The following is a 25,222-nucleotide window of genomic DNA, read 5'->3' as shown; positions in this document are numbered from 1 at the left end:
TTCAGCTCCTTGGACGCCGTAGGGTTACATAGAGTGTATAGGCGATTTTCTCCACCTCATAACAGCCGTCGCTTCCCTTGCCTATGGGTGTCCCTGCATATAGGTAAGCCCCACCCAAGAAAGTAGAAGCTATAGTTACGCCGCCTGTGAGGTCGGCCAAAGTGTGCATAAAAAGTCCCGATGTCGGAACCGCTGGTGTGATATGAATCATTTTTTTAATTGTTAATTATTAATTGTTAATTGTTAATGATTTGTCATTATTATTAGTCATTTGTCATTTGTCACTTGTCATTTGTCATTTGTCACTTGTCATTTGTCATTTGTCATTTGTCACTTGTCATTAGTCATTTGTCACTTGTCATTTGTCACTTGTCATTTGTCACTATCTGTTAGACTTCTTTTCCCTTAAAGGCTATACTTTCTCCTTGTTGTAATTGGATAAAGGTAGCCACGGAGGAGGACACGCCTGCTTTTTGGGGATCCTTGGCATAATGAGGGGGGTGTTGTAAAGAAAGATTGCGATTGGCCAACAGCTGGTTGGTTTGTTGTACATCTTGTTGTTTTTGTTGTAAATACTGAGCAAAATCATCTGCCGAGGCAAACTGCATTCGCTTAAAGTCCCTAAGGCTCTGCTGGCGGAACCCCTGGTCTTCACAGCCACTGAGCACCTCCTGTAGCTGACTGTAACGCTGCTGTTGGCGTTGCGCAGTTTCGAACTTGCTTAGGCGCTGCTCAAGGGTCTCTACCTCTCGCGCTACACGCTCCTGTATGAGCTGTTCCAAAGAGGGTGTCAGTGCCGCTGATGCTAGATGGGCAAAGGCTTCTGTGGTGAGCGCTTCCTGAGGGACAAAGTCCTTAATCTGCTCCAATGTTAGCTTGGCTACCAGTGCCTGCCCCTGATGACTATCGGGGTTCTGTGCCGCTAAGGAACTAGCCAAAGGAGTGAGATGTGCTGGGCTTACTTGGGGGAATTTTTCAGTAAGCAATCCGAGAATTTCTTCTTGATTCATGATGTTTGACATTATTTCTTTTTATTTGTTTGACGTTGCAAAAGTACAACATTTTTGAACCCAAAGTCAAGCATTCACCCTATGAGAAGTAATAATTTATACAATAAAAAACTATGTTAAGTATTTATGCTTTATTTGTGTTTAAAAGTGTTAATTGTTAAATAAAACACAATTGGCATATTTCCCTTCTATCTTTTCTATTTTTTTTGTACTTTTGAGCGAAATAATAATAAATTACATGTTATGAAAAATTCATCTATTAGCTATATAATAGCCTTGTTTTTATGCAGCCTTGCCTGCTATGCAGCCGCTGTGTTGCCCAACAAAACAACGCAGCCGCTACTAACCGTATCCCTACAACAGACCTATAAGGTGTCAGGCACTGTGATTGATGCCAAGACACATACAATTATCCCAGAGGCGATTATCTTGCTAAAGAATCTCACCACAGGTCAGGAAAACACCTATTCTTGTGACCAATATGGCACTTATACGGTCGTCCTAGACGTGAAACAGAGCTACTTGCTACAGGCAACTGCCAAGGGGTATGTCTCCTCTGAGCAAACTGCCTTCAAGGAAAATAGCAATGATCCAGAGCAAGCACCCCTTAAAATGCTTGATTTTACGCTCACTAAAAAGTGATTTGCAACTAGTGACTAACAACTGAGCCCTGAACACAGACAACTGTTAATAATAAATAAAACACATGAAAAAAGTCATCTTATCTGCCTTATTCTTGGCAGCACTTCCCTCTGTAGTACAAGCTCAAGAGGAAGAAACTCCAGAGAACACCTTTACGCTCTCTGCCCAGCTCCGCCCTCGTTTCGAATACCGAAACGGTGCTTATGTACCTCTACAAGAGGGAGAAAAACCTGCCATCTTGGTCAATAACCGTACGCGAATCAACTTTGACTATCGTCATGGTGACCAATTGCAGCTTTTCCTCTCTTTCCAGAATGTCAACATCTGGGGACAAGCACCTCAAGTACAACTCAATGACCGTACTGGAGGACTCTCTATCTTTGAGGCCTACGCTGCCTTACCTATCTACAAGGATATCAATGCCAAGATAGGCCGACAGATGATTGTTCTTGACGAAGACCGTATCTTCGGTTCTCTTGATTGGCACCCTGCTGGACGTGCTCACGACGCTATCAACATCAATTGGAAAAACGACAAACTCTCCCTTCGTTCTTTCTTTGCCTTTAACCAAAACTATTTGGACGGAAATGCTTCCAATGTCAAAGGAAACGTCAATAACCCTAAAGGACAGTTCTTCTACATAGCTCCTGGCACACAACCTTACCAACACTTGGAAGCAGTGCATGCCCATTACAACATCACCCCTACCCAAGGTGTGTCTGTCCTAGTAGCCAACCTTGGACAACGTAATAGCTCCAATAACGACATCGATTACAACATGCAAACTATTGGTTTCCACTACCGCGGTAAGTCCGATGCGCTACGCTATGGTGCTGAAGGATACCTACAAACTGGTAAAAATGCAGCAGGTAAGGACAAAGAAGCGTTCTTATTGGCCGCTCTAGTAGGTTACCAATTTACTCCTGCCTTCTCCGCTACCCTTGGTCTTGACTACCTTAGTGGGAATGATACCAATAGCAGCTCTAACAAAGACAAGGCTTTCAATCCTTTCTCTGGTACCAACCACAAGTTCTACGGCTTTATGGATCACTTCTACGTAAGCTATAGCCCAAGTGTAGGTCTTTTGAACCCTTACTTAAACCTTAACCTTAAAACTTCCGATAAGGGAAGCCTCTCCGCTATTGGACACTATTTCCGCTCTGCGGGTAAAATACTCGGTAGCGAAGACAACAAAACTCGCCACTTAGGTGTAGAAGGCGATTTAGTTTATACCCATAAGATACAGCAATATGTATCTCTACAAGCAGGCTACTCACTATTTATCCCTTCAGATAGTTACAAATCGTTACGTAGTCTTAGAAACGTACGCAAACAACAGGATTGGCTATGGTGCAGCCTTAACATCAATCCTAAACTATTCTCCGCGAAATTTTAATAAGTTTTGAGTTTTTAGTTTTAAGTTACTTCCTCGTAACTAAAAGACTATCTTGAGAAAATTTTCTCAAGATAGTCTTTTTTTCTGCCTACCAACTTCTAACCACTAATCACTGTTAAATCTCTTGACTTTTCTGCTTTATTGTTGTAATTTTGCAACTCATTATTAGCAACTAATCACTAGTCATTGGTCACTAGTCATTGGTCATTAATCATTAAACAGATGTTTCTCATTTCTCTACCTGAAGAAGTCCTCCTTACGGGCGACAAGCTATTATTAGAAAATCTCTATGCCTCTATGTTGGCCTTAGGGGGTAGGCTCACCTACAATACCCCTTATACCAAGAAGAAGCGGCTCCCCGATGCTGCTGCACTGACGCGTATACTCACGCAGGTACACAAGGCCACGGGACTCTCCCTTGAGGAGATTGTCCTTCAAAAGCGTGCTGCCAAGTGGGTCTATGCCCGACTGCTTTTGGCGGCTTTGGCTAGCCAAGAGGGCTTCTCCGTAGAGCAAATCGCCAATGTACTACAACGCTCCGCCCCCTCCGTATATAGGCTCTTACAACAATACCGCAACGAAGTCAAGTACAACCCCGAATTCAAAAAATTGATTTCAGTGGTCAGTTGTTAGTAATACCAATCAATAGTAGAAAATGATTGTATAGTCCTATTTGTTAAGACGCAATAAATTGCGTCTCTACAAAGGACTACGCTCATCAGGAGTTGTCTTAGCCTGCGCATGCGTAGAGACGCAATTTATTGCGTCTTAGAAAGTTAGTGATTAACATTTTAATTATTGATTTGCATTAATAATTTAGAACTATAGAACTTGTCACTAATTAAAAAACTTGGAAACTTTTTTTGTTTATTAAGTTTTTTTGTTTTACCTTTGCCCCCGAATTAAGTAAAAACGAAAAGTAAATAGTGATAGTGCATTTGCAAGCGCTTTTCACTGTTCATTTCTCACTATTCACTTAAAAAGATGAAGCATTCTATTACTCAAAAGGCACTCACCTATTTCATGCAGTATGGCTTTAAGAGCTTTACTATGGACGACTTGGCCAATAGCCTTGGTATCTCCAAGAAAACCCTTTATGAGCAGTTCGCCTCCAAAAACGAACTGGTAGAGGCTACCCTAGATTATGCCTTGGAAATGAGTTGCTGCCAAGTAGACAAATTCGTCCTAGGAGAGGGATCCGTTATCGAAAATGTATTTCGCAACCAGAAAGAAGTCCAAAGTTTATTCGATCTCAGTAGTACCAAACCTATCTGGGAACTCAAGAAATATTTTCCCAAAACCTATGAGCGTATGGAGACGGAGTTCACCAAGACTGATGCGCTCTTCATTGACAAATTGCTTGAAAAAGGCTGGGAAGAAGGCCTTTTCAGAAAGGATATTAATGTATCTTTTTATAAAGTCTTCTACAGCAGTGTACAGCGTCTGCGTACTTTCAGTGACACTTTTGATGATAGAGAATTTCCTTTTTGGGATACCATATATACCCTTATGGAATATTTCTTTAGAATCATCGTCAATGAAAAAGGCCTTCAAGAACTCGAAAAAACACTCAAAAAAAATAAAGAGTCACTGATCAGTAATTAGTGGTTAGTGGTTAGTAATCAGTGATTAGTGGTCAGATGCCAGCAACTATCAAGCTAAAAACCTTATAATCCTCAAACGCTGTAAGAATTAATAATTAACAATTGACAATTAACAATTAAAAAAAATGGTTCGTATTTTTATCTCAATACTCGCTCTTTGCGCCACTACTGCTCTTTGGGCGCAGCAGACCAGCGAACTCACCCTCGCTCAGGCTATTGATTATGCCCTCAAGAGCAAGGCTGATGCCCAAAAAGCACGCTTAGAAATCAAAAAAAGTGAATACAAAATCCAAGAGGCTCGTGCCAATGCGCTGCCTACCATCGCTGCTTCTGGTTCTTTGACCTATAACCCTAAGCTCCAAGCCACTTATATAGATCCCAGTACCTTCGCTATGCCAGGTATGCCCCCTGGAGCGCTGCCCGACGATCCCATAAAAATGGAAATGGGTCAAAAATGGTCTTCTACAGCCGAGGTGAAGCTCACTCAGGTAATCTTCAACCAAGCGGTATTCATCGGCCTTAAGGCGGCTCGTACCACCCGCGAGTTCTACCTTATCAACGAACAACTCACCCAAAACGAAATTATTGAGAAAGTAGCTCAGGCTTATTGGCAGGTATATCAGGGACAACAAGCCTTGCAAAATATAGAAGAAAACCTCGCCCTCACTGAAAAAACTGCCCAAGTAGTAGAAGGCTCTTTCAAGGCAGGTTTGGCCAAGAAAATAGACCTTGACCGCGTGACTGTAGCGCTAAACAACCTCAAGTCGGCCAAGCAACAAGCCTCTAGCGGATTTGACTTAGCTAAGCATGCACTCAAGTATCTCATGGGTATGCCCATCACCGAGCCTATTTCTCTGCCTAAAGACGCCTTCAAAGCGGATTATCGCTTAGCTTTTGAAAAAGGAGATGCTTCCAACCGTGTGGAAATTAAAGCCCTTGAAAAACAAAAGGAACTCCTTACGCTAAGCGCCAAGGCTACCCGTGGTGGACTCTATCCGTCCCTCGCCCTACAAGCCACTTATGGCTACCTCGGCATGGGACCTAAAGCTCCTATCTTCTATGGAAAGAAAGACAAAGTATATTGGGGAAATTATTCTGCCATTAGCTTAGGGCTTAACATTCCTATCTTCACTGGTCTGGGCAACCGTGCCAAAGTACAACAGGCCCTCATAGAGATTGAGGCTATTGATGCTACCCTAAAGGATACGCGATTGGCTATGGACTTGGCTCAAGAAAACGCACAAACCCAATTGGCTAACAACCTGCTAACCATACAAACCCAAGAAGATAACGTAAAGCTCGCCCAAGAGGTACTCTCCAATACTCAAAATAACTACCAACAGGGACTGGCTTCCCTTACCGACCTATTGGAGTCCGAACGCGCCCTTTCTGACGCTAAAAACAACTATACCAATGCACTCCTTTCTTACAAATTAGCAGAGATTGGTCTGCTCAAAGCTCAAGGAAATTTGGACGTCTTAAAGAATTAAAAAGAAACGACTACTCCCATCCCTACACCCTGCATCTTAGCATCGTAGGTAGGGAAAGCCAGCACATGCAGAGAGGAAGCCTCACCCGCTATCCTCTCTTTTTTACTCTGTAAGAGCTTGGAGGTATAGGGAAAAAGCAAATAGGAGAGTTTCGTGGAGAGAATGCCGATACCCGCACCCGCCACCACATCCGATGCCCAGTGCCGATTGTTATAGATGCGCAATAGCCCTACCCCTGTGGCCACCACATAGCCCGTAATCCCGACCCAAGGCTGGCTGTGCTTATACTCTTGGTAGAGCATCTCCACTCCTGTAAAGACTGTAGCGGTATGCCCCGAAGGAAACGAATTATGTGCACTATTATCGGGTCTAAGCTGCCTTACAGAGTATTTCATAGAATTGACAAAAACAGCTGTCATTGCATAAGCGGTCGCCCCAATGAGCAATCGCTCCTTGAGATTGTGTGCGGGCTCCATACCCAAATTGGGCAAAGCAAATACCCCCGCTATGGGCAAATATTGTAAGTGGTCATCTATCCGTAACTTCCCCTTTACATTATCGGTTACATAGCGCTGCAATTTGTGGTCAAATCGCGAATCTATGGACAAAGCACCTCTGGCTATCAGGGCAGCAGGAATCACCAGCGACCACGGCCGTATATAGGAACGACGGACAGGAATATGTCCTCTGTATAGCGTATCTTGCACCATTTCGCCACGGACTATGGTATCTTGGACTATTTCACTATGTATTATGGTATCTTGCACCACCTCTTGTGCCTGTATTTCATCACCCAAAAAGCACAATACGACAAATATCCATATATATCTCATGTTTTTTTATTTTTGGTTTAAAAGAAAATTCCAAACTATTGAATGCTCAGTAGTTTGGAATTTCTGTAGGGGCAAATAGCTATCTGCCCTATCTTAGTCTTCTAATCTTATATCCAAGCCCAATCCTTTAAGCTCGTGCATAAGCACATTGAAGGACTCTGGCAAGCCTGGTTCAGGCATGGTATCACCATGAACAATGGCCTCATAGGTGCGTGCACGACCGATTACGTCATCGGACTTCACAGTCAAGATTTCACGCAAGGTGCTAGAAGCTCCATAAGCCTCCAATGCCCATACCTCCATCTCTCCAAAACGCTGACCACCAAACTGGGCTTTACCACCCAATGGCTGTTGTGTGATAAGTGAGTATGGTCCTATGGAACGTGCGTGCATCTTATCATCGATCATGTGGCCGAGCTTAATCATATAGATTACCCCAACGGTCGCTTTCTGGTCGAAACGCTCACCTGTACCTCCATCATATAGGTAAGTATGTCCGAAGGCAGGTACTCCTGCTTTCTCTGTATATTCGGTGATTTGTTCCAAAGAAGCCCCGTCAAAGATCGGAGTGGCAAACTTCAAGCCGAGTTTCTGCCCTGCCCAACCAAGTACGGTTTCATATATCTGCCCAATGTTCATACGCGAAGGCACCCCAAGTGGGTTAAGTACGATATCTACCGGTGTTCCGTCTTCCAAGAAAGGCATATCTTCATCACGTACAATACGAGCTACGATACCCTTGTTTCCGTGACGTCCTGCCATCTTATCCCCTACCTTGAGCTTACGCTTCTTGGCAATGTATATCTTAGCCAATTTCATAATACCAGCAGGAAGTTCGTCCCCTACCGATAGGGTAAATTTCTCACGTCGGAGCATTCCTTGTAGGTCATTGAGCTTAATCTTATAGTTGTGGATAAGATCATTGATCAGTTCATTGGTATGATCATCCGTTGTCCAACCTCCTGATACAAGGTGTGTATAGTCTTCTATCTCTTTGAGTCCCTTTTGGGTATGTTTTCTTCCCTTTGGTATGATTTCTTCCCCTAGGTCATTGAATACCCCTTGGGAAGTTTTACCATTGACCAAGTAGAAGAGTTTCTCTAGTAAGCGGTCTTTAAGCTCTTCTGCCTTAGCCACGAAAGCAGCATCAAGGGCGGCGGCTTCGTCCTTCTCCTTGCTGCGTTTTTGTTTGGTTTTCACCGCACGAGCAAAAAGTTTCTTGCCGATAACTACCCCTTCTAGTGATGGAGAGGCTTTTAAAGAGGCATCTTTTACGTCTCCTGCCTTATCCCCGAAGATCGCACGAAGTAGCTTTTCTTCTGGTGTAGGATCACTCTCTCCCTTAGGGGTTACCTTACCGATGAGGATATCCCCTGGCTTGATATTAGCCCCAATACGTACTATACCATTTTCATCAAGGTCTTTGGTAGCATCTTCTGATACGTTAGGAATATCGTTGGTAAGCTCCTCAACCCCAAGCTTAGTATCACGTACATCAAGAGTATATTCGTCTATATGGATAGAAGTGAAAATATCTTCACGAATCACACGTTCGGAGATTACAATTGCATCCTCAAAGTTATATCCCTTCCATGGCATAAAGGCTACTTTCATATTGCGACCCAAGGCCAATTCTCCATTTTGGGTAGCATACCCCTCACAGAGTACCTGTCCCTTTTTCACCCTATCTCCCTTGCGAACAATTGGTTTTAGGTTGATACAAGTACCTTGGTTAGTACGGCGGAACTTGATAAGGTCATAAGTGGTGAGCTCACTATCAAAAGAAACCAAGATTTCGTCTTCGGTTCTATCGTAGCGGATAACGATCTTATTGGCATCTACATACTCTACTGTACCTTCTCTTTCAGCATTCATAAGCACACGGGAGTCGGTAGCCACACGTTGTTCCAAGCCTGTACCTACGATAGGTGCTTCAGGGCGCAAAAGTGGTACTGCCTGGCGCATCATGTTGGAACCCATCAGCGCACGGTTCGCGTCATCGTGCTCCAAGAAAGGAATTAGCGAAGCCGAAATAGAGGCAATCTGGTTCGGAGCCACGTCTATATAATCTACTTCTTCGCGAGAGACAACAGGGAAATCCCCGTCTTCTTTTACAACCAAGCGCTCATCAAGGATATTTCCTTGATCATCTACATGGATATTGGCCTGAGGAATCTTAAGTCCTTCCTCTTCTTCTGCACTCATATAGATAAGCTCATTGAGCTTTATCTTTCCGTTTTCTACCTTGCGGTAAGGAGTTTCTATGAATCCCATAGAGTTGACCTTCGCATATACAGCCAATGAGGAGATAAGCCCGATGTTTGGCCCTTCTGGAGTCTCAATAGGACAAAGACGACCATAGTGGGTATAGTGTACGTCACGTACCTCAAAGCCTGCACGCTCTCTCGATAGACCTCCAGGCCCAAGGGCTGATAACCTACGCTTGTGCGTGATTTCGGCTAGCGGATTGGTCTGGTCCATGAATTGGGACAGCTGGCTGGTTCCAAAGAAGGAGTTAATCACTGAAGAAAGTGTCTTTGCATTGATCAAATCCAGCGGAGTAAATACCTCATTATCACGTACATTCATACGCTCACGTATGGTACGTGCCATACGAGAAAGTCCCACGCCAAACTGTGCTGAAAGCTGCTCCCCTACTGTACGTACCCTACGATTGGACAAGTGGTCTATATCATCTACCTCCGCTTTAGAATTAATCAGCTCTATAAGGTATTTTACAATTGTGATGATATCTTCCTTGGTAAGTACCTGTTTTTCCATAGGTATATCCAAGGACAATTTCTTGTTCATACGGTAACGCCCTACATCGCCCAAGTTGTAACGCTGGTCGGAGAAGAAAAGCTTATCTATGATATCGCGAGCGGTCTCCTCATCGGGCGGTTCCGCATTACGCAATTGGCGATAGATGTGTTCCACTGCTTCCTTTTCGGAGTTGGTAGGGTCCTTCTGCAAAGTGTTGTGGATGATATTGTAATCAGCTGTATGCTCATCTTCCTTGTGTAGGAGAATGGTCTTTACATTCGCTTCTACAATCTCATCTATATGTTCTTTTTCCAAAACCGTATCACGGTCAAGGATTATTTCGTTACGTTCTATGGATACCACTTCTCCTGTGTCCTCATCTACGAAGTCCTCATGCCAAGTGTTGAGCACACGAGCTGCCAAGCGGCGACCCAAATATTTCTTAAGTCCTGTCTTAGAGACTTTTACCTCTTCTGCCAAATCAAATATCTCCAAGATATCCTTATCGCGCTCAAAACCAATTGCACGGAAAAGGGTGGTTACAGGAAGTTTTTTCTTACGGTCTATATAGGCGTACATCACATTGTTGATGTCCGTAGTGAACTCTATCCACGAACCTTTGAAGGGGATAATACGTGCTGAATAGAGCTTAGTCCCATTCGCATGGTAGGATTGTCCAAAGAATACCCCTGGAGAGCGGTGTAGCTGAGAGACAATCACACGCTCTGCCCCATTGATCACAAAGGTACCACTGGTGGTCATATAAGGAATAGTTCCCAAATATACATCCTGCACTATGGTCTCAAAGTCCTCATGTTCAGGATCTGTACAGAAAAGCTTTAGACGAGCCTTTAGCGGTACGCTATAGGTAAGACCACGCTGTATACACTCCTCTACCGAATAGCGAGGCGGATCTATGAAGTAGTCAAGGAACTCAAGGACAAACTGATTCCGTGTGTCGGTAATAGGAAAATTCTCCTTGAAGGTACTGTACAGCCCTTCATTGCTTCGTGCATCCGACTTGGTCTCCATCTGGAAAAAGTCCTGAAACGACTTTATTTGGATATCCAAAAAGTCAGGATAGTCAGGCACATGCTTAGTGGAAGCAAAATTAATTCTGGCAGGTTGGTTCGTAAGCATCTATTATAATATAAATGGTTAATGGTAATGGCTTGCATTGCAGCCATTTAAGTAAATACACACTACATAACAAAGCCCAGCCCTCTAAAAGTTTCCCTCCAAGAGCTGGTTTTCAATAAGTTATTTCGTTATACAGTGCATACTTCTTTCAAGGGGGCAAATTTAAAAATTTTATTTGTTATTTACCCTTTACACCACGTTAATCGTTTGTTAAATATAATGAGTGATTAGTGGTTAGTCACTTGTCACTTGTCATTAGTCACTCTTTAAATATATGTTTCGTATCTATTTTCATTTCGGGAAATTTCCTTGAACTAAAGACATCTCCCTCGGAGACAGGAGGCAATCCTATATAGGTATCCCCTTCCAAGGCATAGCGATAGATAGCCTTATCATCTGCATCTACAATCCAATATTCAGGTACGACTGCCTCTTGGTAGATTTCGTATTTATCCTTGAGGTCTTTGCGGGAGTTGGAGGGTGAGAGAATCTCCACTACCAAGTCTGGTGCCCCTACACAGCCCCTTCCGTCTATCTTTTCCAAATCACACACCACACATAAGTCGGGTTGTACTATGGTATATATTTGGTTATCTGTCGTCCCTTTTGCCCCTTTGGCAGGTATACGTACATCAAAAGGCGCAGGATACACCCTACAAGTCTTGTTTCTGAAAAAAGACATCAACTCAAAGTTGATTTCGTTAAGTACCCGTTGATGTATCTCTCTCGGAGCAGGAGACATCTTAAAGAGCTTACCCCGCAGCAACTCTACCTGCTCTTTGAATCGCCAAAGTAGGTAATCCGCATAGGTATAAGTCCCATTTACATCCAACTGATTTATATCGGTAATCACCATATTATTAGTTTTGAGTTCTGAATTTTAAACTTTGAGTTATTCTACTCTTCACTTTTCATTCTTCACTCTTAACTTTTCACTTATTAGAGACATATTCCATTAGTTGTCTCTTATAGCTGTCAAAGGTAAAGATATCATATATAGTGAAGAAATTCCCTTTATCTGCACATAGATCATAGAGGTGTTTGCCCATATCTACTTTGTTGTTTTCAAAGTCAAGTGCTCGTAACAATTGCTTGATCTGCGCACAAGTATAGGCTGTATTGCGCTGTTGGTTGATAAAGGCGATACGTTCTTTGTCAAAGTTGAGTTTTCTATACGAATTATAAAAATTAGCAAATACCTCCTCTGGCATCACAGGCACATGTGGGGCAACAGATAGGTGACTGCCCGCTTGATAGGGATTGTTCCATATATCATTCCATTCACCCCCATACCATTGTTTGTCAATAGGATAGACTGCCAATTCATAAAGACCATATTGTACAAAGTAATCCAATACGGTACGACTATTCTGCTGGGCTGTTATGGTAGTACGATAGATTAAGAAGCCATTGAGATAGATGGACATAGGCACTGCCCCTGAACGTACATCGAAGAAACGAAACTTGCCTGTTGGCCCGCTAATCTGCTGGTCACCAAGTGTTACTGTGAAAAAACCACTATCAGCAATACGCAAAAACACCTCCGAATAGCCATAAGGAGCGGGATTCCATTGGTACTGCCCTGGTGCTGTCCTATATTGCTGCAAGTCTGGTCGTTTGTTTCTGTTTCCATCTATATCTACCTCAATGCGCACTGAATTGATATCAGAGGCACTGGCCTCATTGCGCAAAAACTTCCCTGCTGTTCCTGCTCGCTGTGCAAAAGTCATTTGGACTAATAACAGACCTAATAATAAGCTAAATTGTTTCATTTTTATCTTTGTTTTTAAAAAGGTTACTCCCTATAGATAGCAAGATGTATGCCAAAATGATAAGAGCAAACGCATTTATTTGAAAACAAAGCAATAACACTAAGCTAAGTAGTAAGAAAATATACTTGATAGCATTCTTCTTGAGCGAAAAATCCTTGAACTTGAGCGAGAAAAGGGGCAGATTGCTATTGAGCAGATAACAACTCACCAGCGTAATAAGTAGTGCTACCCATAGCGGTAGCGCACTGATATACTGCGCCTTCTGTACCATATACCCTACCGTAAGGATAAAAAGCGCATTGGCAGGAGTAGGAAGCCCGATAAAGGAATCATGTTGACGTGTGTCTATGTTAAATCGCGCCAAGCGATAGGCCGAAGCCAAGGTTACCAAATAACCCGCAAAGGGTAGAAAAAGATGTACGGCATCTCCATAAGGAGCTGTCCCAAAACTGATGAGCGAATACATCACCTGCCCTGGTACCAAGCCTGAAGTTACCATATCGGCCAAGGAATCCAACTGCAAGCCCAAGGGCGAGGTAACCTTCAGCCAGCGGGCTGCAAAGCCATCAAAGAAGTCAAAGACAATCCCTAAGAAAAACCATAACAAGGCCATATCAAAGGCCTGATCCATGGCAAACCTTAAGGCTACTATCCCACAAGAGAGATTCAGCAGCGTGATGAGATTAGGGATAAATTTTTTCATTTTTTATTAGTCATTAGTCACATTAGTCATTAGTCACTAGTCATTAGTCATTAGTCACTAGTCATTAGTCACTGACAAGGGTTTGCATCCAAGTAATCCACTCTTCCATTTCCATTACAGTCAGGGAAGGTAATGGTACCATCCTGATGATGTTGTATCTCGTTAATGGACGGAATACCATCACCATCGTGGTCGTAACGCTCTGTCTTTAAGAGATTTATTTCAAATATCAAGGGAGTATAGGCTGGAATATTGGAAGTACCTGTATAGTAGGTAATACCCGAAGGCATAAAGAACACCCCTACTCCTCCATCGGTAGGAGCCACCAGCTTACCATTGCTCTGCTCTGTTATTGCAGAAGTCGAAGCCTTTAACATCGCTACAGCCTCACGAAAGCCTATGACTGTACCACCACGATAGACACTCGCTTCAGTTCCAAGCAAGTCCATCCAGTTACGACTTACAAAGAGATTCCCATCATCATACACCTTTCCATCGAGCGATTCAGCCTTATAGAGCACAAAGGAGCGATCGGCTACTGTTGCCTGCTGTCCATTGCCCTCGCGCAATATCACATAATACATAGTGTTAGTAATATAGTTGTTGTGCTGGTCTAGCACCCTTAGTTCTTTGCGCTTAAGGTCTGCTCTATCCCAAATAGAAGTCTTGCCTGTACTCCCCACAGCTCCTAGAACGATGTTCCCATCATTGTCTAGTTCGCAATAATGGCTCTTAAGGTAGGCCTGTATAGCCTGATCATTTTCTGGAATTACCTCGGTCATCTCACGAATCTTCTCTCCATTATCCTCACTTTTCTTACATGAATACAAGCCTAATAAGGCAAACGACATCAATAGAATACTCTTTTTTATCATTAGAAAAATAAATACTTTAATTTGGGTGCAAGTTACAAAAAAATCTCGTATTTTTGCATGAAATTTTTACTTTAATTTTTCTCTGTTCTCTATTCACTATTCACTTAAGTTATGCGAATCGACAAATACCTTTGGTGCGTACGCTATTACAAAACGCGCAACATCGCCACTGAAGCCTGTAAGAAAGGTCATATACGTATCAACGGGGAGGTAGCCAAAGCCTCCAAGGAGGTCTTCCCTCAGGATAAGGTACAGATCAAAAAAGACCAAATCACCTATGAGATCCAGGTTAATGACCTTCCCGAATCGCGCGTGGGTGCTAAGCTCGTGGGACTCTATTGTACTGATAACACCCCCGAAGAAGCCTTTGAGCAGGCCAAAGCCCAACAACAAGCCCAAGAATATTACCGACAAAAAGGCGAAGGCCGACCCACCAAAAAAGACCGCCGCGAACTTGAAGAATTTCTCATTGGGGGAATCTCTACACAAGTAGAATAGGTAAGGCTATTTGCCTCTATTAATAATTAACAATTAACCATTAATAATTAACAATTGACTACCATTCTTACCTCCGAGCAAATCGCTCACAAGATCCGTCGTATAGCCTACCAAATCTATGAGGCTAATATACACCAAGAAAAGATCATCCTTGCGGGCATAGAACGCAACGGATACATCTTTGCCGAAAAGTTACATGAGGAGCTAAGCCGTATCTGCCCTATCCCTGTGATATTGTGCAGCGTTAAGATCAACAAAACCAATGTCTTAGCTCCTGTAACCACCTCCCTACCCGTGGAGGAATACACCAACCAGTCCGTCGTCTTGGTAGATGACGTCCTTAGCAGTGGAGCCACCCTTATCTATGGGGTTAAGCACTTCCTTGAGGTGCCCCTCAAGCAACTCAAAACCGCTGTGCTGGTCAACCGTAACCATAAGAAATTCCCTATCAAGGCCGATTTCAAAGGACTTTCCCTCTCCACCTCTCTGCTAGAACATATTGAGGTGAGTTTTGAGGGCGAACCCCATGCTTATTTGCAATAATTATGCTGATTGCTTTACTGATTATCTTCATCTTTTTTAGCACCCTCCTCAAGCTCAGCTTCTGGAGGTTGTGGCAGATAGCCCTATGGGCAGGCGTACTAGTGGCCTTCCTTTGGGGTAGTTACGACTTTGCCTCCGAACAATCCCAAACGACCCTTAGCCAGTGGCTCGCCTCCCCTAAGATACTAAGCGACATGGCTGTACTAATTACCATAGAATCAGCCATAGGACTGCTCTTTGCCTTTGTCGCTCTAAGGGATTACTACCAAAACCGCCGTAGCAAGGCACAACGTATCCTTTTGGCTTTCCCAGGCCTACTACTCTTCCCCTGCCTTATCTATGTGCTGGCACAGGCCTTCTTCTTCTTCTCAGGAGCCGACTTCGCCAAGACAACTCTCTATGCTTGTCTTGCCCTATTCGCTTTTATGCTATTGGGTACCAAGGGCATCGCTGTGCTACTACCAGAGAAAGATCTGCGCTTGGAAGTACTCCTTATGGTCAACATTCTGATTATCCTCTTAGGCCTTACTGCCACTGCAAGTGCCCAAATCATCTATGTCCCTAAGAGTGAACCCATCGATTTTGTTCTCTTAGGTAAGGTATTCCTTTTCTTCCTGTCTCTCTTTGCCTTAGGCTTCGCCACCAGCAAAGGTTATTGGTACCTCAAAGGAAAAAGTAAACCGTAGGGGCGAATGGCAATTCGCCCTCTCTCTTTTTTCACTTTTCACTTTTCACTTTTCACTCTTCTCTATCTCCTTACTAGCACAATACAGAATACACCGACCACGATAATCACCTTGAGCAGGTTATGGAGGAAGGCATAATGTATCTCTGTCTTGCTCCGCCATAGGATAGGGGTAAAGACTGCCAGTAGTACAATGGCAGCCAAGATAAAATAGTACTTCATTGCTCCTGTATCAGGAAAAGAGGTCAAGAAATACACACACAGAAGCGTTAGCCCTACCAGCAAACTAATCAGTTGCTTAGAGCTTCGCTCACCATAATCAGTAGCTATGGTGTGGTAACCCAAGGCAAAATCTCCCTTGATATTCTGTAAGTCCTTCACAAAGTCCTTAGCCAAGAGCAAGTAGTAAAGAAAAGCCGCATGAACAAATATAACTTTCTGAAAATTATGATAATACACAAATATGGCAAAAAAAGGAATAATAGAGAGTATCCCTGAGATGATATTGCCCACCAGCACCATTTTCTTCAAGCGATGCGAGTAGAACCACATCATAAAGATATAGATAGAGAAGAACAGCACCGCCGCAAAAGACACATAGCTGGCCACAATCACCGAAAGGAAATTCAGCACGAAGTAGAGGGTAAGTTTCGTATTTTGTCCCACCAAGCGTTCTATCATCGCCCGTGTAGGCTTGTTGATCATATCCTTTTCCTTGTCATAGAACGCATTGATAATATAGCCCCCTGCCACTGCCAAAGCTCCAGAGAGCACTATAGCAAAGAGCCGCCCATCAAGCAACACCCTCTTTATAGGTGCCCTTGAGAGAATAAAGATAGCCGTTAGGTATTGAGCCACACACAGCATCAGGATATTATACCCCCGCACCACTGAGAAAAGCCCTAATATTTTTTTCTTTTCCACCTGCCACATAGCATAGGTCGTTTTTATTCCCTGCAAAAGTAAGTAATTTTATTTATAAAAGCAAATTAACCAATAGCCCCACATGCTCGGCTTTTGCTTGTTCGAGTTCACTCGCTCCTCTGTAACAGCCAAAAAACATACCCTTTCTGCTAATCTATCAATTGTTTCTCAATCTCTTCAATACTTGGCAAAGATGATTGGAATCCTTTTGAAAGTTCATCAAATAGTTTGTATGATGAAACACCTATTGGGTTGTGTATCTCTTCCAAAGTATATTCGGCTACTATATCATTCTTATCTTTGCAGATTAACAGCCCAATGGTAGGATTATCACCTTCAGTCCGCAGTTGCTTATTTACAGCTGTCACATAAAACTTCAGTTGTCCTATATGTTCGGGTTTAAACTTTGTGGTCTTGAGTTCTACTACTACGTAACAGTGTAAATGAGCGTTGTAGAAGAGTAAATCAATATAAAAATCATCCCCCCCTACATTTATATGCACTTGTTTTCCATAGAAACAGAAGCCTTTGCCCAATTCCAATAGAAATTTTGTCATGTGATCCTCTAAATACTGCTGAAGTTCTTTTTCGGTATAACCTTCCGTCATAGAAAGAAAGTCGAACACATAAGGGTCTTTTGTAAGTTCTTGAGCTAAATCAGATGCTGTTGCCGGTAATTGTTGTTGGAAGTTAGTGATAGCTTTTCCCTGTCGAGCATATAAGTTTAGAGCTATTTGATGTTCCAATACCGATCGGCTCCAGTGGTTTTCTATTGTTTTATGTACATAGAAAAGAGCCTCTTGTATAGATTTACTTTTAGTAACAATCTCTACTTGGTGTCTCCAAGGTATTTGAAACAAAAAGAAATCTTGAGGTATTTCTGCACCAACTTGGTGCAGAAATAGATCTTGTTGATTATAAAATAAATAGAATTTCTTGCAATATCTAAGGTTTCTTTCTGAAAATCCTTTCATTGTAGGAAATTCCCTACACAGATCTGCACTAAGCGTTTGTAAGAAACCATCGCCCCATTTTGCCTTCGCCTGTTTTTCGGCAATGGCTTTACCTATTTGCCAATAGAGCCGTAATAGCTCGCTATTTACCTGAATAGCAGCTTTTATTTGGCTTTGTTGTATTTTCCCTTTCAGGGTTTGCAGCCAATTTTTGTAATCGGAGGTATCCAAAATATTTTTCATCCTTTAAAAAAAGAGAGACAAATATACGAATTATCTATTTACCAACCTATAATTCAGTAGATAATTTGCAATTTTCTATCATCGTAGAGGTAGTGTTTGTATACTCCATTCTCTTGATGATTAAATGCTTGATCACCCAATGATGAACTTATAGTCAAAAAGAAATGGTTTGCGAATTTATCAAACGGAAATTGAGAGTTAGAAGTGACTCTAACTCCTTTTTATAAGTATGTATATTATCAAAGAAATTCCTTATAGCATCTCGGAATTCTGTCTTGTGATGCAAAAATAACAAATCTTTTATTTATTCACAATCTAATATTCACAATCTAAATTTGTTTCATTATAAAAGCAAATCACCACACAATCACTTTATCTACGATAGCCTGCTGTTCCGAAGCTGTTCTTCGCAAATAAATACGGGTAGTCTCAATGCTTTCATGTCCCATAAGGTCAGCCAACAGCGAAATATCATTGAAGGCTTCCAAGAAATTCTTGGCGTATCTATGACGGAATGAATGAGGATAAACCACCTTAGTATTGATCCCATATTTCTCAGCAAAATATTTGAGCTTCTGTGCAATACCTCTTGTAGTAATACGCTCCCCTTGCGGATTCAGAAAAAGATAACCCGATGTTTTCTTCTGTTTATCAAGCCACTCCACAGCCTCCTCTCGCAGTTGTTGGGGAATAAAAAGTCTTCTTACTTTCCCTCCTTTGGTATAGAGATCAAAATAACCTATGGCCACATGTTCTGCTTTTATCTGTATGAGTTCACTCACCCGCGCCCCTGTAGCGGCCAAAAAGCGTACCACAAAATACCACATCAAAGACGCTTCTTGGCGCAGTTGTTCCTTCAGAAAGAGATAATCTGCCTGGCTAATCACATTTTCAAGATAAGTTCGCTGCTGCACCTTTACCGACTTTAATCGTAACTTCCCCTTACCGATATGCTCTAAAAACTTATTGAGTGCCTGAATACGCAAATTCACTGTTTTAGGCTTAAAATGCTCTATGAGGTAAGTTTTATAGAGCAATAAATTATTCTTGTTCAACACCTTATACTTGCTATAAAAATCTTTTACAGCATACAGATAGGCAGTAATCGTATTCTCTGCCATTTGGCTCTCCTTGAGAGCTACCTCAAATGTAGTGATCATATCGCTTTATTTTTTTATATTTAAGAATAATATAAAAATGATAGCTGATATTTCCTATGTTTCCTATTATGAGAAGTTCACCCTATCGGGCGAGGTAAAATGTATTGATGAGGAAATACCTTTTGAAATACCTAACGGGTGGGAGTGGTGTAGATTGGGGGATATCTCTATTTTTCTTTCTAGAGGTAAATCTCCTAAATATTCCGAGAAAAAAAAATATCCAGTTTTTGCTCAAAAGTGCAACTTAAAATCAGGAGGAATATCTCTTGATACTGCTAAATTTTTAGATGAATCAACTTTGCCAAAATGGGGAGATGAATATAAATTAAAAGATAACGATATTCTTGTAAATTCAACAGGTACTGGCACAGTCGGAAGAGTTGGAATATTCTCCAAAGAAGTTCTTGGAGACTACCCATTTATTGTTCCCGATTCTCATATTTCCGTTGTTAGGTTATCTTCAAAAATGAATTCATACTATATTTATAAAATTATGAATTCTATGATGATTCAACAATATATTGAAGATAATCTTGCAGGTAGTACAAATCAAAAAGAATTATACATAGGTGTACTTCAAAAAAATCTTATTCCTCTCCCTCCTTTAAAGGAACAACAACGTATTGTAGAAAAAATAGAGGAACTAACCCCTCATATTGAACACTATGGTAAAGCACAAGCAGAACTTGATTTGCTAAACAGAAATATTAAAGAACAGCTAAAAAAGTCTGTTCTGCAATATGCGATAGAGGGGAAACTTGTACCACAAGATAAAACAGAAGGTACAGCTGAGATATTATTAGAACAAATACAAGCAGAAAAGCAAAAACTATATGAAGAAAATAAGCTAAAGAAGAAAGATCTTGAACACAGTACTATCTTTAAAGGTGAGGATAACAAGTACTATGAGAAGATAGGGAAAAATGTTACTGAAATAGAAAGTGATTATAGTTTTCCGAATAGCTGGGCTATTACTAGATTATCATCTATTTGTATTCTCACTGATGGAGAGAAAAAAGAAGGACAAAATATTTGTCTTGATGCTAAATTTTTGCGTGGAAAAACAGAAGGGGATTACCTGCAAAAGGGTAGGTTTGTTCAGAAAGGAGATAATATAATTTTGGTGGACGGAGAAAATTCTGGGGAGGTTTTTACTATTCCACATAATGGTTATATGGGGAGTACATTTAAAAAACTATGGGTGAATCCTGTAATGGATTTACAATATGTACTTTACTTTATACAGTTCTATAAAGACCTACTCCGAAATTCAAAAAAAGGAGCTGCTATTCCACATCTTAATAAAGAATTATTTTATTCACTTCTTATAGGTATTCCACCCCTATCTGAACAGCAAAGAATAGTAAATACCATTCAAAATATTTTTCGTTGTATAGAAAAAAATTAGTTTTCTATACAACGAAAAATAGCTTCAATAGATTCTACAATACGCTGTTGCTCAGCAAGTGGAGGTAATGGTAATAAAGTCATTTCAAGACGATTCTTACTTATATTGTAAAAAGCTTGTCCAGATTTATTTGTGATAGATTTTATATAATCAATAAAAATAGGAGAAGATAGTAATGCTAAAAGATATTTAGAAACAATATCATTGCAATAAAACTGGCGAAGGATAAACACAAAACCTCCAACTGTGGTAGATTCTAAATCAAACTCTACTCTTGCCATCTTTCCTATGTTTTCTAAACTTGTAACCGCTGGAGTTACAATATCATTTTTTTTAAGTAAGATATTTTCTTTTACCTTATCTTTAGGTAAAAAAATATCATCAACTCTATTAGTTAATCTGAAAGGTTGTATGTTTCCTCCTCTAAGAATACGAATGTCAATGTTTTCCACACTCACTTCTTCTTTTTTAAATGTTGCCCCTGTAAAGATAAAGACAATATCCTTTAATCTACACCATTTCCAACCAACAGGAAGGTCTAATAGCATATCATCAGTTATTTCAGTAACATTTTTCCCTATCTTCTCATAGTACTTGTTATCCTCACCTTTAAAGATAGTACTGTGTTCAAGATCTTTCTTCTTTAGCTTATTTTCTTCATATAGTTTTTGCTTCTCTGCTTGTATTTGTAGTAATAGTTCTTCAGCCATACCTTCTGTTTTATCTTGTGGTACAAGTTTCCCTTCTATTGCATATTGCAGAATTGATTTCTTTAACTGTTCTTTAATGTTTTTGTTAATCATATCCAGTTCAGTTTGTGCTTTACCATAGTGTTCAATATATGGTATAAGCTCTTCTATTTTTGCCACAATACGTTGTTGTTCAGTAAGAGGAGGGAGAGGAAACAATTTATCTTCTAAATAACCAGAAATTATTCTCTGTTGGTTAGCAGTTCCTTTGAATATAGCTTCTTCTACAAAATAAGGAGATTTTAAAAAGTAAAGGAGGTAATAACGATTTATTGTTTCTGCAAAGGTTCTAAGTATCTTTAATTCTGTAGTTCCAGCACCAATACCATTAGGTAACTTTTCAAAAACAGCCGATTTACGATTCTGAAAACAAGGAGTAATTTTTGCAAAAGCAATATCACCATTAGCAAAATGAGTAAAACCTTTTTTTATTCTTCCCCATTTTATTTTCTCATAGGAATAATTGGAACCATAACCTGCTGAAAGTTTTTCCATAGGTATAAAGGCAACTTCTAATTCATCATTACAAATATTCTTAGGATTAATTTGAAAAATATTAAAAATTCTACACCACTCCCACCCGTTAGGTATTTCAAAAGGTATTTCCTCATCAATACATTTTACCTCGCCCGATAGGGTGAACTTCTCATAATAGGAATTATCCTCTCCTCTAAAAATAACAGAAGGGTTCTTTTCCTTCTTGATTTTCTTTTCTTCCACAAGCCGAGCTTTCTCTTCCCGAATGCGTTCAAGAAGTACAGAGGCAGGCTCATCATTAGGATCTTGTGGAACAAGTTTGCCCTGTATAGCTTGCTGGAGTATAGATTTGCGTAATTGGTCTGCTGTCATAATTCATTATTTTCACTAATACCTAAATCACCCTTACTCATTGCAAGAGCAATTCTTAATTGAAGATTTTCATCATATTCTTCTCTTGCGAGAAAACAATAAATGATTTCTCCTAAGAGGTCTTGATCTATATGTGATGCTGCAATATGATAAACAATAGATTCCAGCTGACTCATAAAAACACAAGCCTCCCAATAATATCCATTTTTATGAAGAAAGTAAGTGCCTAAAGTCAAAGAAAGTCGCTTATTGCCATCAACGAAAAAATGTCCTGAACAAAAACGAAAAACAAGATAGGTCAATTTATCTGCATAAGAAGGGTAGTAATCATCATTTTGAATAAATTCAAGTATTGCAAGAATTGCTTCTTTATCTCGAACGCCTTCTAATCCTCCTCCACTCTTTGCTATCGTCTTATGATAAACATCAAGAACTTCTTCATAAGAAATATATTGTATCATCACACTCATTTTAAACGTTCTAAAACATCTTTATTCCCTTCTAAAATTGTATCAAAATCAACAGATTGGTCTCCTATAAATCGCTCAAACTCTTCAGGAGTAACTGCACGAAGATATTCTGCTATATTGCTATGAAAAGCATCGCGAAAACTAAAATCTCTCGAAGCCATTTTGCTACGTGCATCATTTAAATAAGGTTTTTGCATGGGGTGTTCAACTAATTCATTTACAATTGATTCTACGTCTTTTATACTAAGCAAAACACCTGTTTTTTTATACGATTCCTTAATAGCCTCTCCTACTCCATTTTCAAAAGAAGAAAGTACAAGGAGAACTTCCGAATATAAGGTATGTCTTACATTATCTTTTGTGTCAAGCTTAAGAATTTCCTTATACTCTTTAGCATTTTCTTTGAAAATTGCCTTGTAAATTAAATCTGTTACTTGTGCATATTTGAATGTCTGATGTCCTGATACATATTCTTTAATAGCTAATGTCAAGGTTTTTCGATAATTATCTTCTTGAATAGCAGCAGGTAGATAATTTATGTCTCTGCGATTGATAAATTTTGTTCCTCCTCCTGTTTTTTCATTAATAGTTGTAATGACTATATCAAGTATAAAACTTCTCATTTTTTTAGCCTGTTCACTATCGGTCAAAAGCATCCCTATATTAAGAAATGAACGAAAGTTAAACAATCCTAACTGAGTAGTTTTGCTCCCGATATTGATGACGGGAGCAAATTGTAATTTAAACTCTTTCAACAACTTACCCTTACATAAAATATAGCCATTATGTTTTAATTCATCACTATGAGTCTCAAGATAACGTTCAATAGTACGTTCCTCTACGCCATAAAAATCAGCAACCATTTTCTTTGTATAACGATATTCTCCCTCAAAAAGCATTCCTTCTATAGCTAATTTTTCTTGTATAGTTTCTATAGCAAAACGATTATTCAAAATATTTTGCCTCTCTATTGTAGATGTTGTAAGATCTTTTTTATCCATTACATTATTTTTCTATGTCTATTCCTAAAATCTGTTGTATTTCCGAAAGAGTTTTGTCTATTTCGTGCTCAAGGGCAGCACGTCTTTTGTAGTAGTTGTCCAAAAGCTCTGCAGGAGGTAGTATTTCCTCCTCATCTTTGGGGAATTTACATTGGTCGAGGTTGCAATCCATCGCTAAGAGTTCTTGCGCAGTAAATACTCTCGACTTCTCATCTTTACCATCTTCACTAACAGTTTCTACACGGTTGTGCCACCAGTCTTTAATAGGCTGACAATGTACAGCTTGCATAGGTTTGGTTTTTGAAAAATGTTTATACCCTTCGGGCATATCCAAGCGGTAGAACCACGTTCTATGGGTGCAAAAACCTTCTTCAGCTCCTTCTGCTTGCACATTGTCAAAAAACAAGATATTAGTAGCAATACTTGTGTAAGGAGAAAATACGCTACCTGGCAAGCGGATAATAGTGTGTAAGTTGAACTTTCTCAAAAGCCTTTCTTTAATAGCCAATTTAGCATTATCAGCACCAAAGAGAAAACCATCAGGAAGAATCACCGCAGCACGCCCATTTTGTTTTAAGCGATACATTATCAGTACCATAAATAAATCAGCTGTTTCGCTGGAAGAAAGGTCTGACGGAAAATGCTGTTTGATATCGTTCTTTTCACTACCTCCATAAGGCGGATTCATTAGCACCACATCAAACTTGTCATCATCGGTATAGTTAAGTACATCTTTTGTAAGTGAATTATCGTGTACTAACGCAGGAGCATCAATATTATGTAGTAACAAATTGGTTACACAAAGCATATAGGGGAATTGCTTTTTCTCTATTCCATAGATAGATTGAGCCCAAGCTTCTTTAGCCTCTGCTGTGGTAGCTTTTTTATCAAGAGTGTTTAGCCAACTTGTGATGAAACCTCCTGTGCCACAAGCAAAATCAGCCATCTTTTCTCCTATTTGGGGCTCTATAATTTCTGCCATAAAATCCGTAAGTGCCCTTGGGGTATAAAACTCACCCGCTGAACCTGCTGACTGCATTTCCTTCAAGATTGCTTCATAAATTTCTCCAAAAGCGTGGTTCTCTTCATAATCAGAAAAATTCAGCTGGTCTATTACATTCACCACTTGGCGAAGCAATACACCATCTTTCATATATTGGTTAGCATCTTGGAATGTCGTAAATACAATGCTACTGCGTATAGGGGTATAAGGGGTAACTTCCAAACTTTTTAGGGTAGGGAAGAGAGTATTGTTTACAAAATCCAACAAGGCATCAGCGGTTAGGGCATTGCCATCACCCTTGTCTGTTGCCCACGAACGCCAACGACATTCTTCAGGGATAAACGATTGATAACTATCCTCTTTAAATTCCCAATCCTCCTCTTTTACATCGTATATTTTAAGAAAAAGCATCCACGCAATTTGCTCAATGCGTTGGGCATCACCATTGATACCTGCATCATTGCGCATAATATTCCGAATGCTTTTTACAAAGTTGTTAAGTGCCATA

General features: G+C 40.4%; 24 protein-coding genes. 9 read left to right on the top strand and 15 right to left on the bottom strand.

Features of this window, described 5'->3' with window-relative positions; genetic code table 11:
• Position 1 precedes the first annotated feature (1 nt).
• A complete protein-coding gene (locus HMPREF1154_RS13645; protein WP_232211945.1) occupies positions 2–211 on the bottom strand; it encodes a hypothetical protein in 210 nt (69 codons plus the stop codon).
• Positions 212–389: 178 nt separating this feature from the next.
• Positions 390–1,010 (bottom strand): hypothetical protein, encoded by a 621-nt coding sequence (locus tag HMPREF1154_RS00565; protein ID WP_009640580.1) that lies wholly within the window; start codon positions 1,008–1,010, stop codon positions 390–392.
• A gap of 243 nt (positions 1,011–1,253) precedes the next feature.
• Here HMPREF1154_RS00565 and HMPREF1154_RS00560 point away from each other — a divergent pair, with 243 nt between their 5' ends.
• The 5 genes from HMPREF1154_RS00560 (at position 1,254) to HMPREF1154_RS00540 (ending at position 6,142) form a co-directional block, all read left to right on the top strand.
• Positions 1,254–1,652, top strand: a complete 399-nt coding sequence (locus HMPREF1154_RS00560; protein WP_009640527.1) for a carboxypeptidase-like regulatory domain-containing protein — start codon at positions 1,254–1,256, stop codon at positions 1,650–1,652.
• A 64-nt stretch (positions 1,653–1,716) separates the two neighbouring features.
• Complete coding sequence (locus HMPREF1154_RS00555) at positions 1,717–3,048, top strand: alginate export family protein (RefSeq protein ID WP_009640590.1); 1,332 nt, start codon at positions 1,717–1,719, stop codon at positions 3,046–3,048.
• 222 nt (positions 3,049–3,270) lie between these two features.
• Positions 3,271–3,681, top strand: coding sequence for a helix-turn-helix domain-containing protein (locus HMPREF1154_RS00550; protein ID WP_009640537.1), 411 nt, complete (start codon positions 3,271–3,273; stop codon positions 3,679–3,681).
• Between the two features lie 351 nt (positions 3,682–4,032).
• Positions 4,033–4,653, top strand: coding sequence for a TetR/AcrR family transcriptional regulator (locus HMPREF1154_RS00545; RefSeq protein ID WP_009640600.1), 621 nt, complete (start codon positions 4,033–4,035; stop codon positions 4,651–4,653).
• A 124-nt stretch (positions 4,654–4,777) separates the two neighbouring features.
• Positions 4,778–6,142, top strand: a complete 1,365-nt coding sequence (locus HMPREF1154_RS00540) for a TolC family protein (RefSeq protein WP_009640601.1) — start codon at positions 4,778–4,780, stop codon at positions 6,140–6,142.
• On the opposite strand, the gene HMPREF1154_RS00535 is transcribed toward HMPREF1154_RS00540, so the two are convergent.
• The 6 genes from HMPREF1154_RS00535 to HMPREF1154_RS00510 form a co-directional block, all read right to left on the bottom strand.
• The gene (locus tag HMPREF1154_RS00535) at positions 6,139–6,975 is read right to left on the bottom strand and encodes a phosphatase PAP2 family protein (RefSeq protein ID WP_009640619.1); all 837 of its coding nucleotides are present in this window, start codon (positions 6,973–6,975) and stop codon (positions 6,139–6,141) included. The genes HMPREF1154_RS00540 and HMPREF1154_RS00535 overlap by 4 nt on opposite strands.
• Positions 6,976–7,068: 93 nt before the next feature.
• Positions 7,069–10,878, bottom strand: a complete 3,810-nt coding sequence (rpoB, locus tag HMPREF1154_RS00530) for a DNA-directed RNA polymerase subunit beta (RefSeq protein WP_009640538.1) — start codon at positions 10,876–10,878, stop codon at positions 7,069–7,071.
• Positions 10,879–11,137: 259 nt separating this feature from the next.
• Positions 11,138–11,734: a Uma2 family endonuclease gene (locus tag HMPREF1154_RS00525; protein ID WP_009640630.1), complete on the bottom strand. Its 597-nt coding sequence runs from the start codon at positions 11,732–11,734 to the stop codon at positions 11,138–11,140.
• Positions 11,735–11,810: 76 nt separating this feature from the next.
• Positions 11,811–12,650, bottom strand: a complete 840-nt coding sequence (locus HMPREF1154_RS00520; RefSeq protein WP_034566561.1) for a DUF4476 domain-containing protein — start codon at positions 12,648–12,650, stop codon at positions 11,811–11,813.
• Positions 12,637–13,353: a CDP-alcohol phosphatidyltransferase family protein gene (locus HMPREF1154_RS00515; RefSeq protein ID WP_009640592.1), complete on the bottom strand. Its 717-nt coding sequence runs from the start codon at positions 13,351–13,353 to the stop codon at positions 12,637–12,639. The genes HMPREF1154_RS00520 and HMPREF1154_RS00515 overlap by 14 nt, the downstream gene beginning before the upstream one ends.
• Positions 13,354–13,421: 68 nt before the next feature.
• Complete coding sequence (locus tag HMPREF1154_RS00510; protein ID WP_009640518.1) at positions 13,422–14,228, bottom strand: FKBP-type peptidyl-prolyl cis-trans isomerase; 807 nt, start codon at positions 14,226–14,228, stop codon at positions 13,422–13,424.
• 111 nt (positions 14,229–14,339) lie between these two features.
• Here HMPREF1154_RS00510 and HMPREF1154_RS00505 point away from each other — a divergent pair, with 111 nt between their 5' ends.
• Genes HMPREF1154_RS00505 through HMPREF1154_RS00495 form a run of 3 tightly spaced genes read left to right on the top strand, consistent with a single transcriptional unit; the run spans position 14,340 to position 15,955 of the window.
• Positions 14,340–14,726 (top strand): RNA-binding S4 domain-containing protein, encoded by a 387-nt coding sequence (locus HMPREF1154_RS00505; protein WP_009640591.1) that lies wholly within the window; start codon positions 14,340–14,342, stop codon positions 14,724–14,726.
• Between the two features lie 54 nt (positions 14,727–14,780).
• Entirely contained in the window at positions 14,781–15,269 is a 489-nt protein-coding gene (locus tag HMPREF1154_RS00500) for a phosphoribosyltransferase family protein (RefSeq protein ID WP_009640618.1), read from the top strand.
• A gap of 2 nt (positions 15,270–15,271) precedes the next feature.
• Positions 15,272–15,955 (top strand): hypothetical protein, encoded by a 684-nt coding sequence (locus tag HMPREF1154_RS00495; protein ID WP_009640555.1) that lies wholly within the window; start codon positions 15,272–15,274, stop codon positions 15,953–15,955.
• Between the two features lie 62 nt (positions 15,956–16,017).
• Here the strand turns inward: HMPREF1154_RS00495 and HMPREF1154_RS00490 are convergent, their stop codons facing one another.
• From HMPREF1154_RS00490 to HMPREF1154_RS00480, 3 genes are all read right to left on the bottom strand, one after another.
• A complete protein-coding gene (locus tag HMPREF1154_RS00490; RefSeq protein ID WP_009640635.1) occupies positions 16,018–16,887 on the bottom strand; it encodes a geranylgeranylglycerol-phosphate geranylgeranyltransferase in 870 nt (289 codons plus the stop codon).
• A gap of 140 nt (positions 16,888–17,027) precedes the next feature.
• Positions 17,028–18,074: a PDDEXK nuclease domain-containing protein gene (locus HMPREF1154_RS00485; protein ID WP_009640564.1), complete on the bottom strand. Its 1,047-nt coding sequence runs from the start codon at positions 18,072–18,074 to the stop codon at positions 17,028–17,030.
• A gap of 356 nt (positions 18,075–18,430) precedes the next feature.
• Positions 18,431–19,234 carry a tyrosine-type recombinase/integrase gene (locus HMPREF1154_RS00480; protein ID WP_009640563.1) on the bottom strand — a complete coding sequence of 268 codons (804 nt, stop codon included), beginning with the start codon at positions 19,232–19,234 and terminating at the stop codon, positions 18,431–18,433.
• Positions 19,235–19,271: 37 nt separating this feature from the next.
• Between HMPREF1154_RS00480 and HMPREF1154_RS00475 the strand changes: the two genes are divergently transcribed.
• Positions 19,272–20,642: a restriction endonuclease subunit S gene (locus HMPREF1154_RS00475; protein ID WP_009640560.1), complete on the top strand. Its 1,371-nt coding sequence runs from the start codon at positions 19,272–19,274 to the stop codon at positions 20,640–20,642.
• Here HMPREF1154_RS00475 and HMPREF1154_RS00470 read toward each other — a convergent pair.
• Genes HMPREF1154_RS00470 through HMPREF1154_RS00455 form a run of 4 tightly spaced genes read right to left on the bottom strand, consistent with a single transcriptional unit; the run spans position 20,639 to position 25,221 of the window.
• Positions 20,639–22,240, bottom strand: coding sequence for a restriction endonuclease subunit S (locus tag HMPREF1154_RS00470; protein ID WP_009640620.1), 1,602 nt, complete (start codon positions 22,238–22,240; stop codon positions 20,639–20,641). The two genes, HMPREF1154_RS00475 and HMPREF1154_RS00470, sit on opposite strands and share 4 nt — an antisense overlap.
• Positions 22,237–22,701, bottom strand: coding sequence for a type II toxin-antitoxin system death-on-curing family toxin (locus HMPREF1154_RS00465; protein ID WP_009640625.1), 465 nt, complete (start codon positions 22,699–22,701; stop codon positions 22,237–22,239). Before HMPREF1154_RS00465 ends, HMPREF1154_RS00470 begins: the two co-directional genes overlap by 4 nt.
• Before the next feature lie 5 nt (positions 22,702–22,706).
• Positions 22,707–23,711, bottom strand: coding sequence for a hypothetical protein (locus HMPREF1154_RS00460; protein WP_009640534.1), 1,005 nt, complete (start codon positions 23,709–23,711; stop codon positions 22,707–22,709).
• A gap of 4 nt (positions 23,712–23,715) precedes the next feature.
• Positions 23,716–25,221 carry a type I restriction-modification system subunit M gene (locus HMPREF1154_RS00455; protein WP_034566556.1) on the bottom strand — a complete coding sequence of 502 codons (1,506 nt, stop codon included), beginning with the start codon at positions 25,219–25,221 and terminating at the stop codon, positions 23,716–23,718.
• Position 25,222: the final 1 nt, after the last annotated feature.

This window comes from Capnocytophaga sp. CM59 (assembly GCF_000293175.1).
Taxonomy (GTDB): domain Bacteria; phylum Bacteroidota; class Bacteroidia; order Flavobacteriales; family Flavobacteriaceae; genus Capnocytophaga; species Capnocytophaga granulosa.
This window is presented reverse-complemented; position numbering and strand designations above follow the sequence as displayed.

Bases quoted from the DNA above. Each gene is read 5' to 3' on its own strand.
- HMPREF1154_RS13645 (WP_232211945.1), bottom strand. From the start codon at position 211: ATGATTCATATCACACCAGCGGTTCCGACATCGGGACTTTTTATGCAC.
- HMPREF1154_RS00565 (WP_009640580.1), bottom strand. From the start codon at position 1,010: ATGAATCAAGAAGAAATTCTCGGATTGCTTACTGAAAAATTCCCCCAA.
- HMPREF1154_RS00560 (WP_009640527.1), top strand. From the start codon at position 1,254: ATGAAAAATTCATCTATTAGCTATATAATAGCCTTGTTTTTATGCAGC.
- HMPREF1154_RS00555 (WP_009640590.1), top strand. From the start codon at position 1,717: ATGAAAAAAGTCATCTTATCTGCCTTATTCTTGGCAGCACTTCCCTCT.
- HMPREF1154_RS00550 (WP_009640537.1), top strand. From the start codon at position 3,271: ATGTTTCTCATTTCTCTACCTGAAGAAGTCCTCCTTACGGGCGACAAG.
- HMPREF1154_RS00545 (WP_009640600.1), top strand. From the start codon at position 4,033: ATGAAGCATTCTATTACTCAAAAGGCACTCACCTATTTCATGCAGTAT.
- HMPREF1154_RS00540 (WP_009640601.1), top strand. From the start codon at position 4,778: ATGGTTCGTATTTTTATCTCAATACTCGCTCTTTGCGCCACTACTGCT.
- HMPREF1154_RS00535 (WP_009640619.1), bottom strand. From the start codon at position 6,975: ATGAGATATATATGGATATTTGTCGTATTGTGCTTTTTGGGTGATGAA.
- rpoB (WP_009640538.1), bottom strand. From the start codon at position 10,878: ATGCTTACGAACCAACCTGCCAGAATTAATTTTGCTTCCACTAAGCAT.
- HMPREF1154_RS00525 (WP_009640630.1), bottom strand. From the start codon at position 11,734: ATGGTGATTACCGATATAAATCAGTTGGATGTAAATGGGACTTATACC.
- HMPREF1154_RS00520 (WP_034566561.1), bottom strand. From the start codon at position 12,650: ATGAAACAATTTAGCTTATTATTAGGTCTGTTATTAGTCCAAATGACT.
- HMPREF1154_RS00515 (WP_009640592.1), bottom strand. From the start codon at position 13,353: ATGAAAAAATTTATCCCTAATCTCATCACGCTGCTGAATCTCTCTTGT.
- HMPREF1154_RS00510 (WP_009640518.1), bottom strand. From the start codon at position 14,228: ATGATAAAAAAGAGTATTCTATTGATGTCGTTTGCCTTATTAGGCTTG.
- HMPREF1154_RS00505 (WP_009640591.1), top strand. From the start codon at position 14,340: ATGCGAATCGACAAATACCTTTGGTGCGTACGCTATTACAAAACGCGC.
- HMPREF1154_RS00495 (WP_009640555.1), top strand. From the start codon at position 15,272: ATGCTGATTGCTTTACTGATTATCTTCATCTTTTTTAGCACCCTCCTC.
- HMPREF1154_RS00490 (WP_009640635.1), bottom strand. From the start codon at position 16,887: ATGTGGCAGGTGGAAAAGAAAAAAATATTAGGGCTTTTCTCAGTGGTG.
- HMPREF1154_RS00485 (WP_009640564.1), bottom strand. From the start codon at position 18,074: ATGAAAAATATTTTGGATACCTCCGATTACAAAAATTGGCTGCAAACC.
- HMPREF1154_RS00480 (WP_009640563.1), bottom strand. From the start codon at position 19,234: ATGATCACTACATTTGAGGTAGCTCTCAAGGAGAGCCAAATGGCAGAG.
- HMPREF1154_RS00475 (WP_009640560.1), top strand. From the start codon at position 19,272: ATGATAGCTGATATTTCCTATGTTTCCTATTATGAGAAGTTCACCCTA.
- HMPREF1154_RS00470 (WP_009640620.1), bottom strand. From the start codon at position 22,240: ATGACAGCAGACCAATTACGCAAATCTATACTCCAGCAAGCTATACAG.
- HMPREF1154_RS00465 (WP_009640625.1), bottom strand. From the start codon at position 22,701: ATGATACAATATATTTCTTATGAAGAAGTTCTTGATGTTTATCATAAG.
- HMPREF1154_RS00460 (WP_009640534.1), bottom strand. From the start codon at position 23,711: ATGGATAAAAAAGATCTTACAACATCTACAATAGAGAGGCAAAATATT.
- HMPREF1154_RS00455 (WP_034566556.1), bottom strand. From the start codon at position 25,221: ATGGCACTTAACAACTTTGTAAAAAGCATTCGGAATATTATGCGCAAT.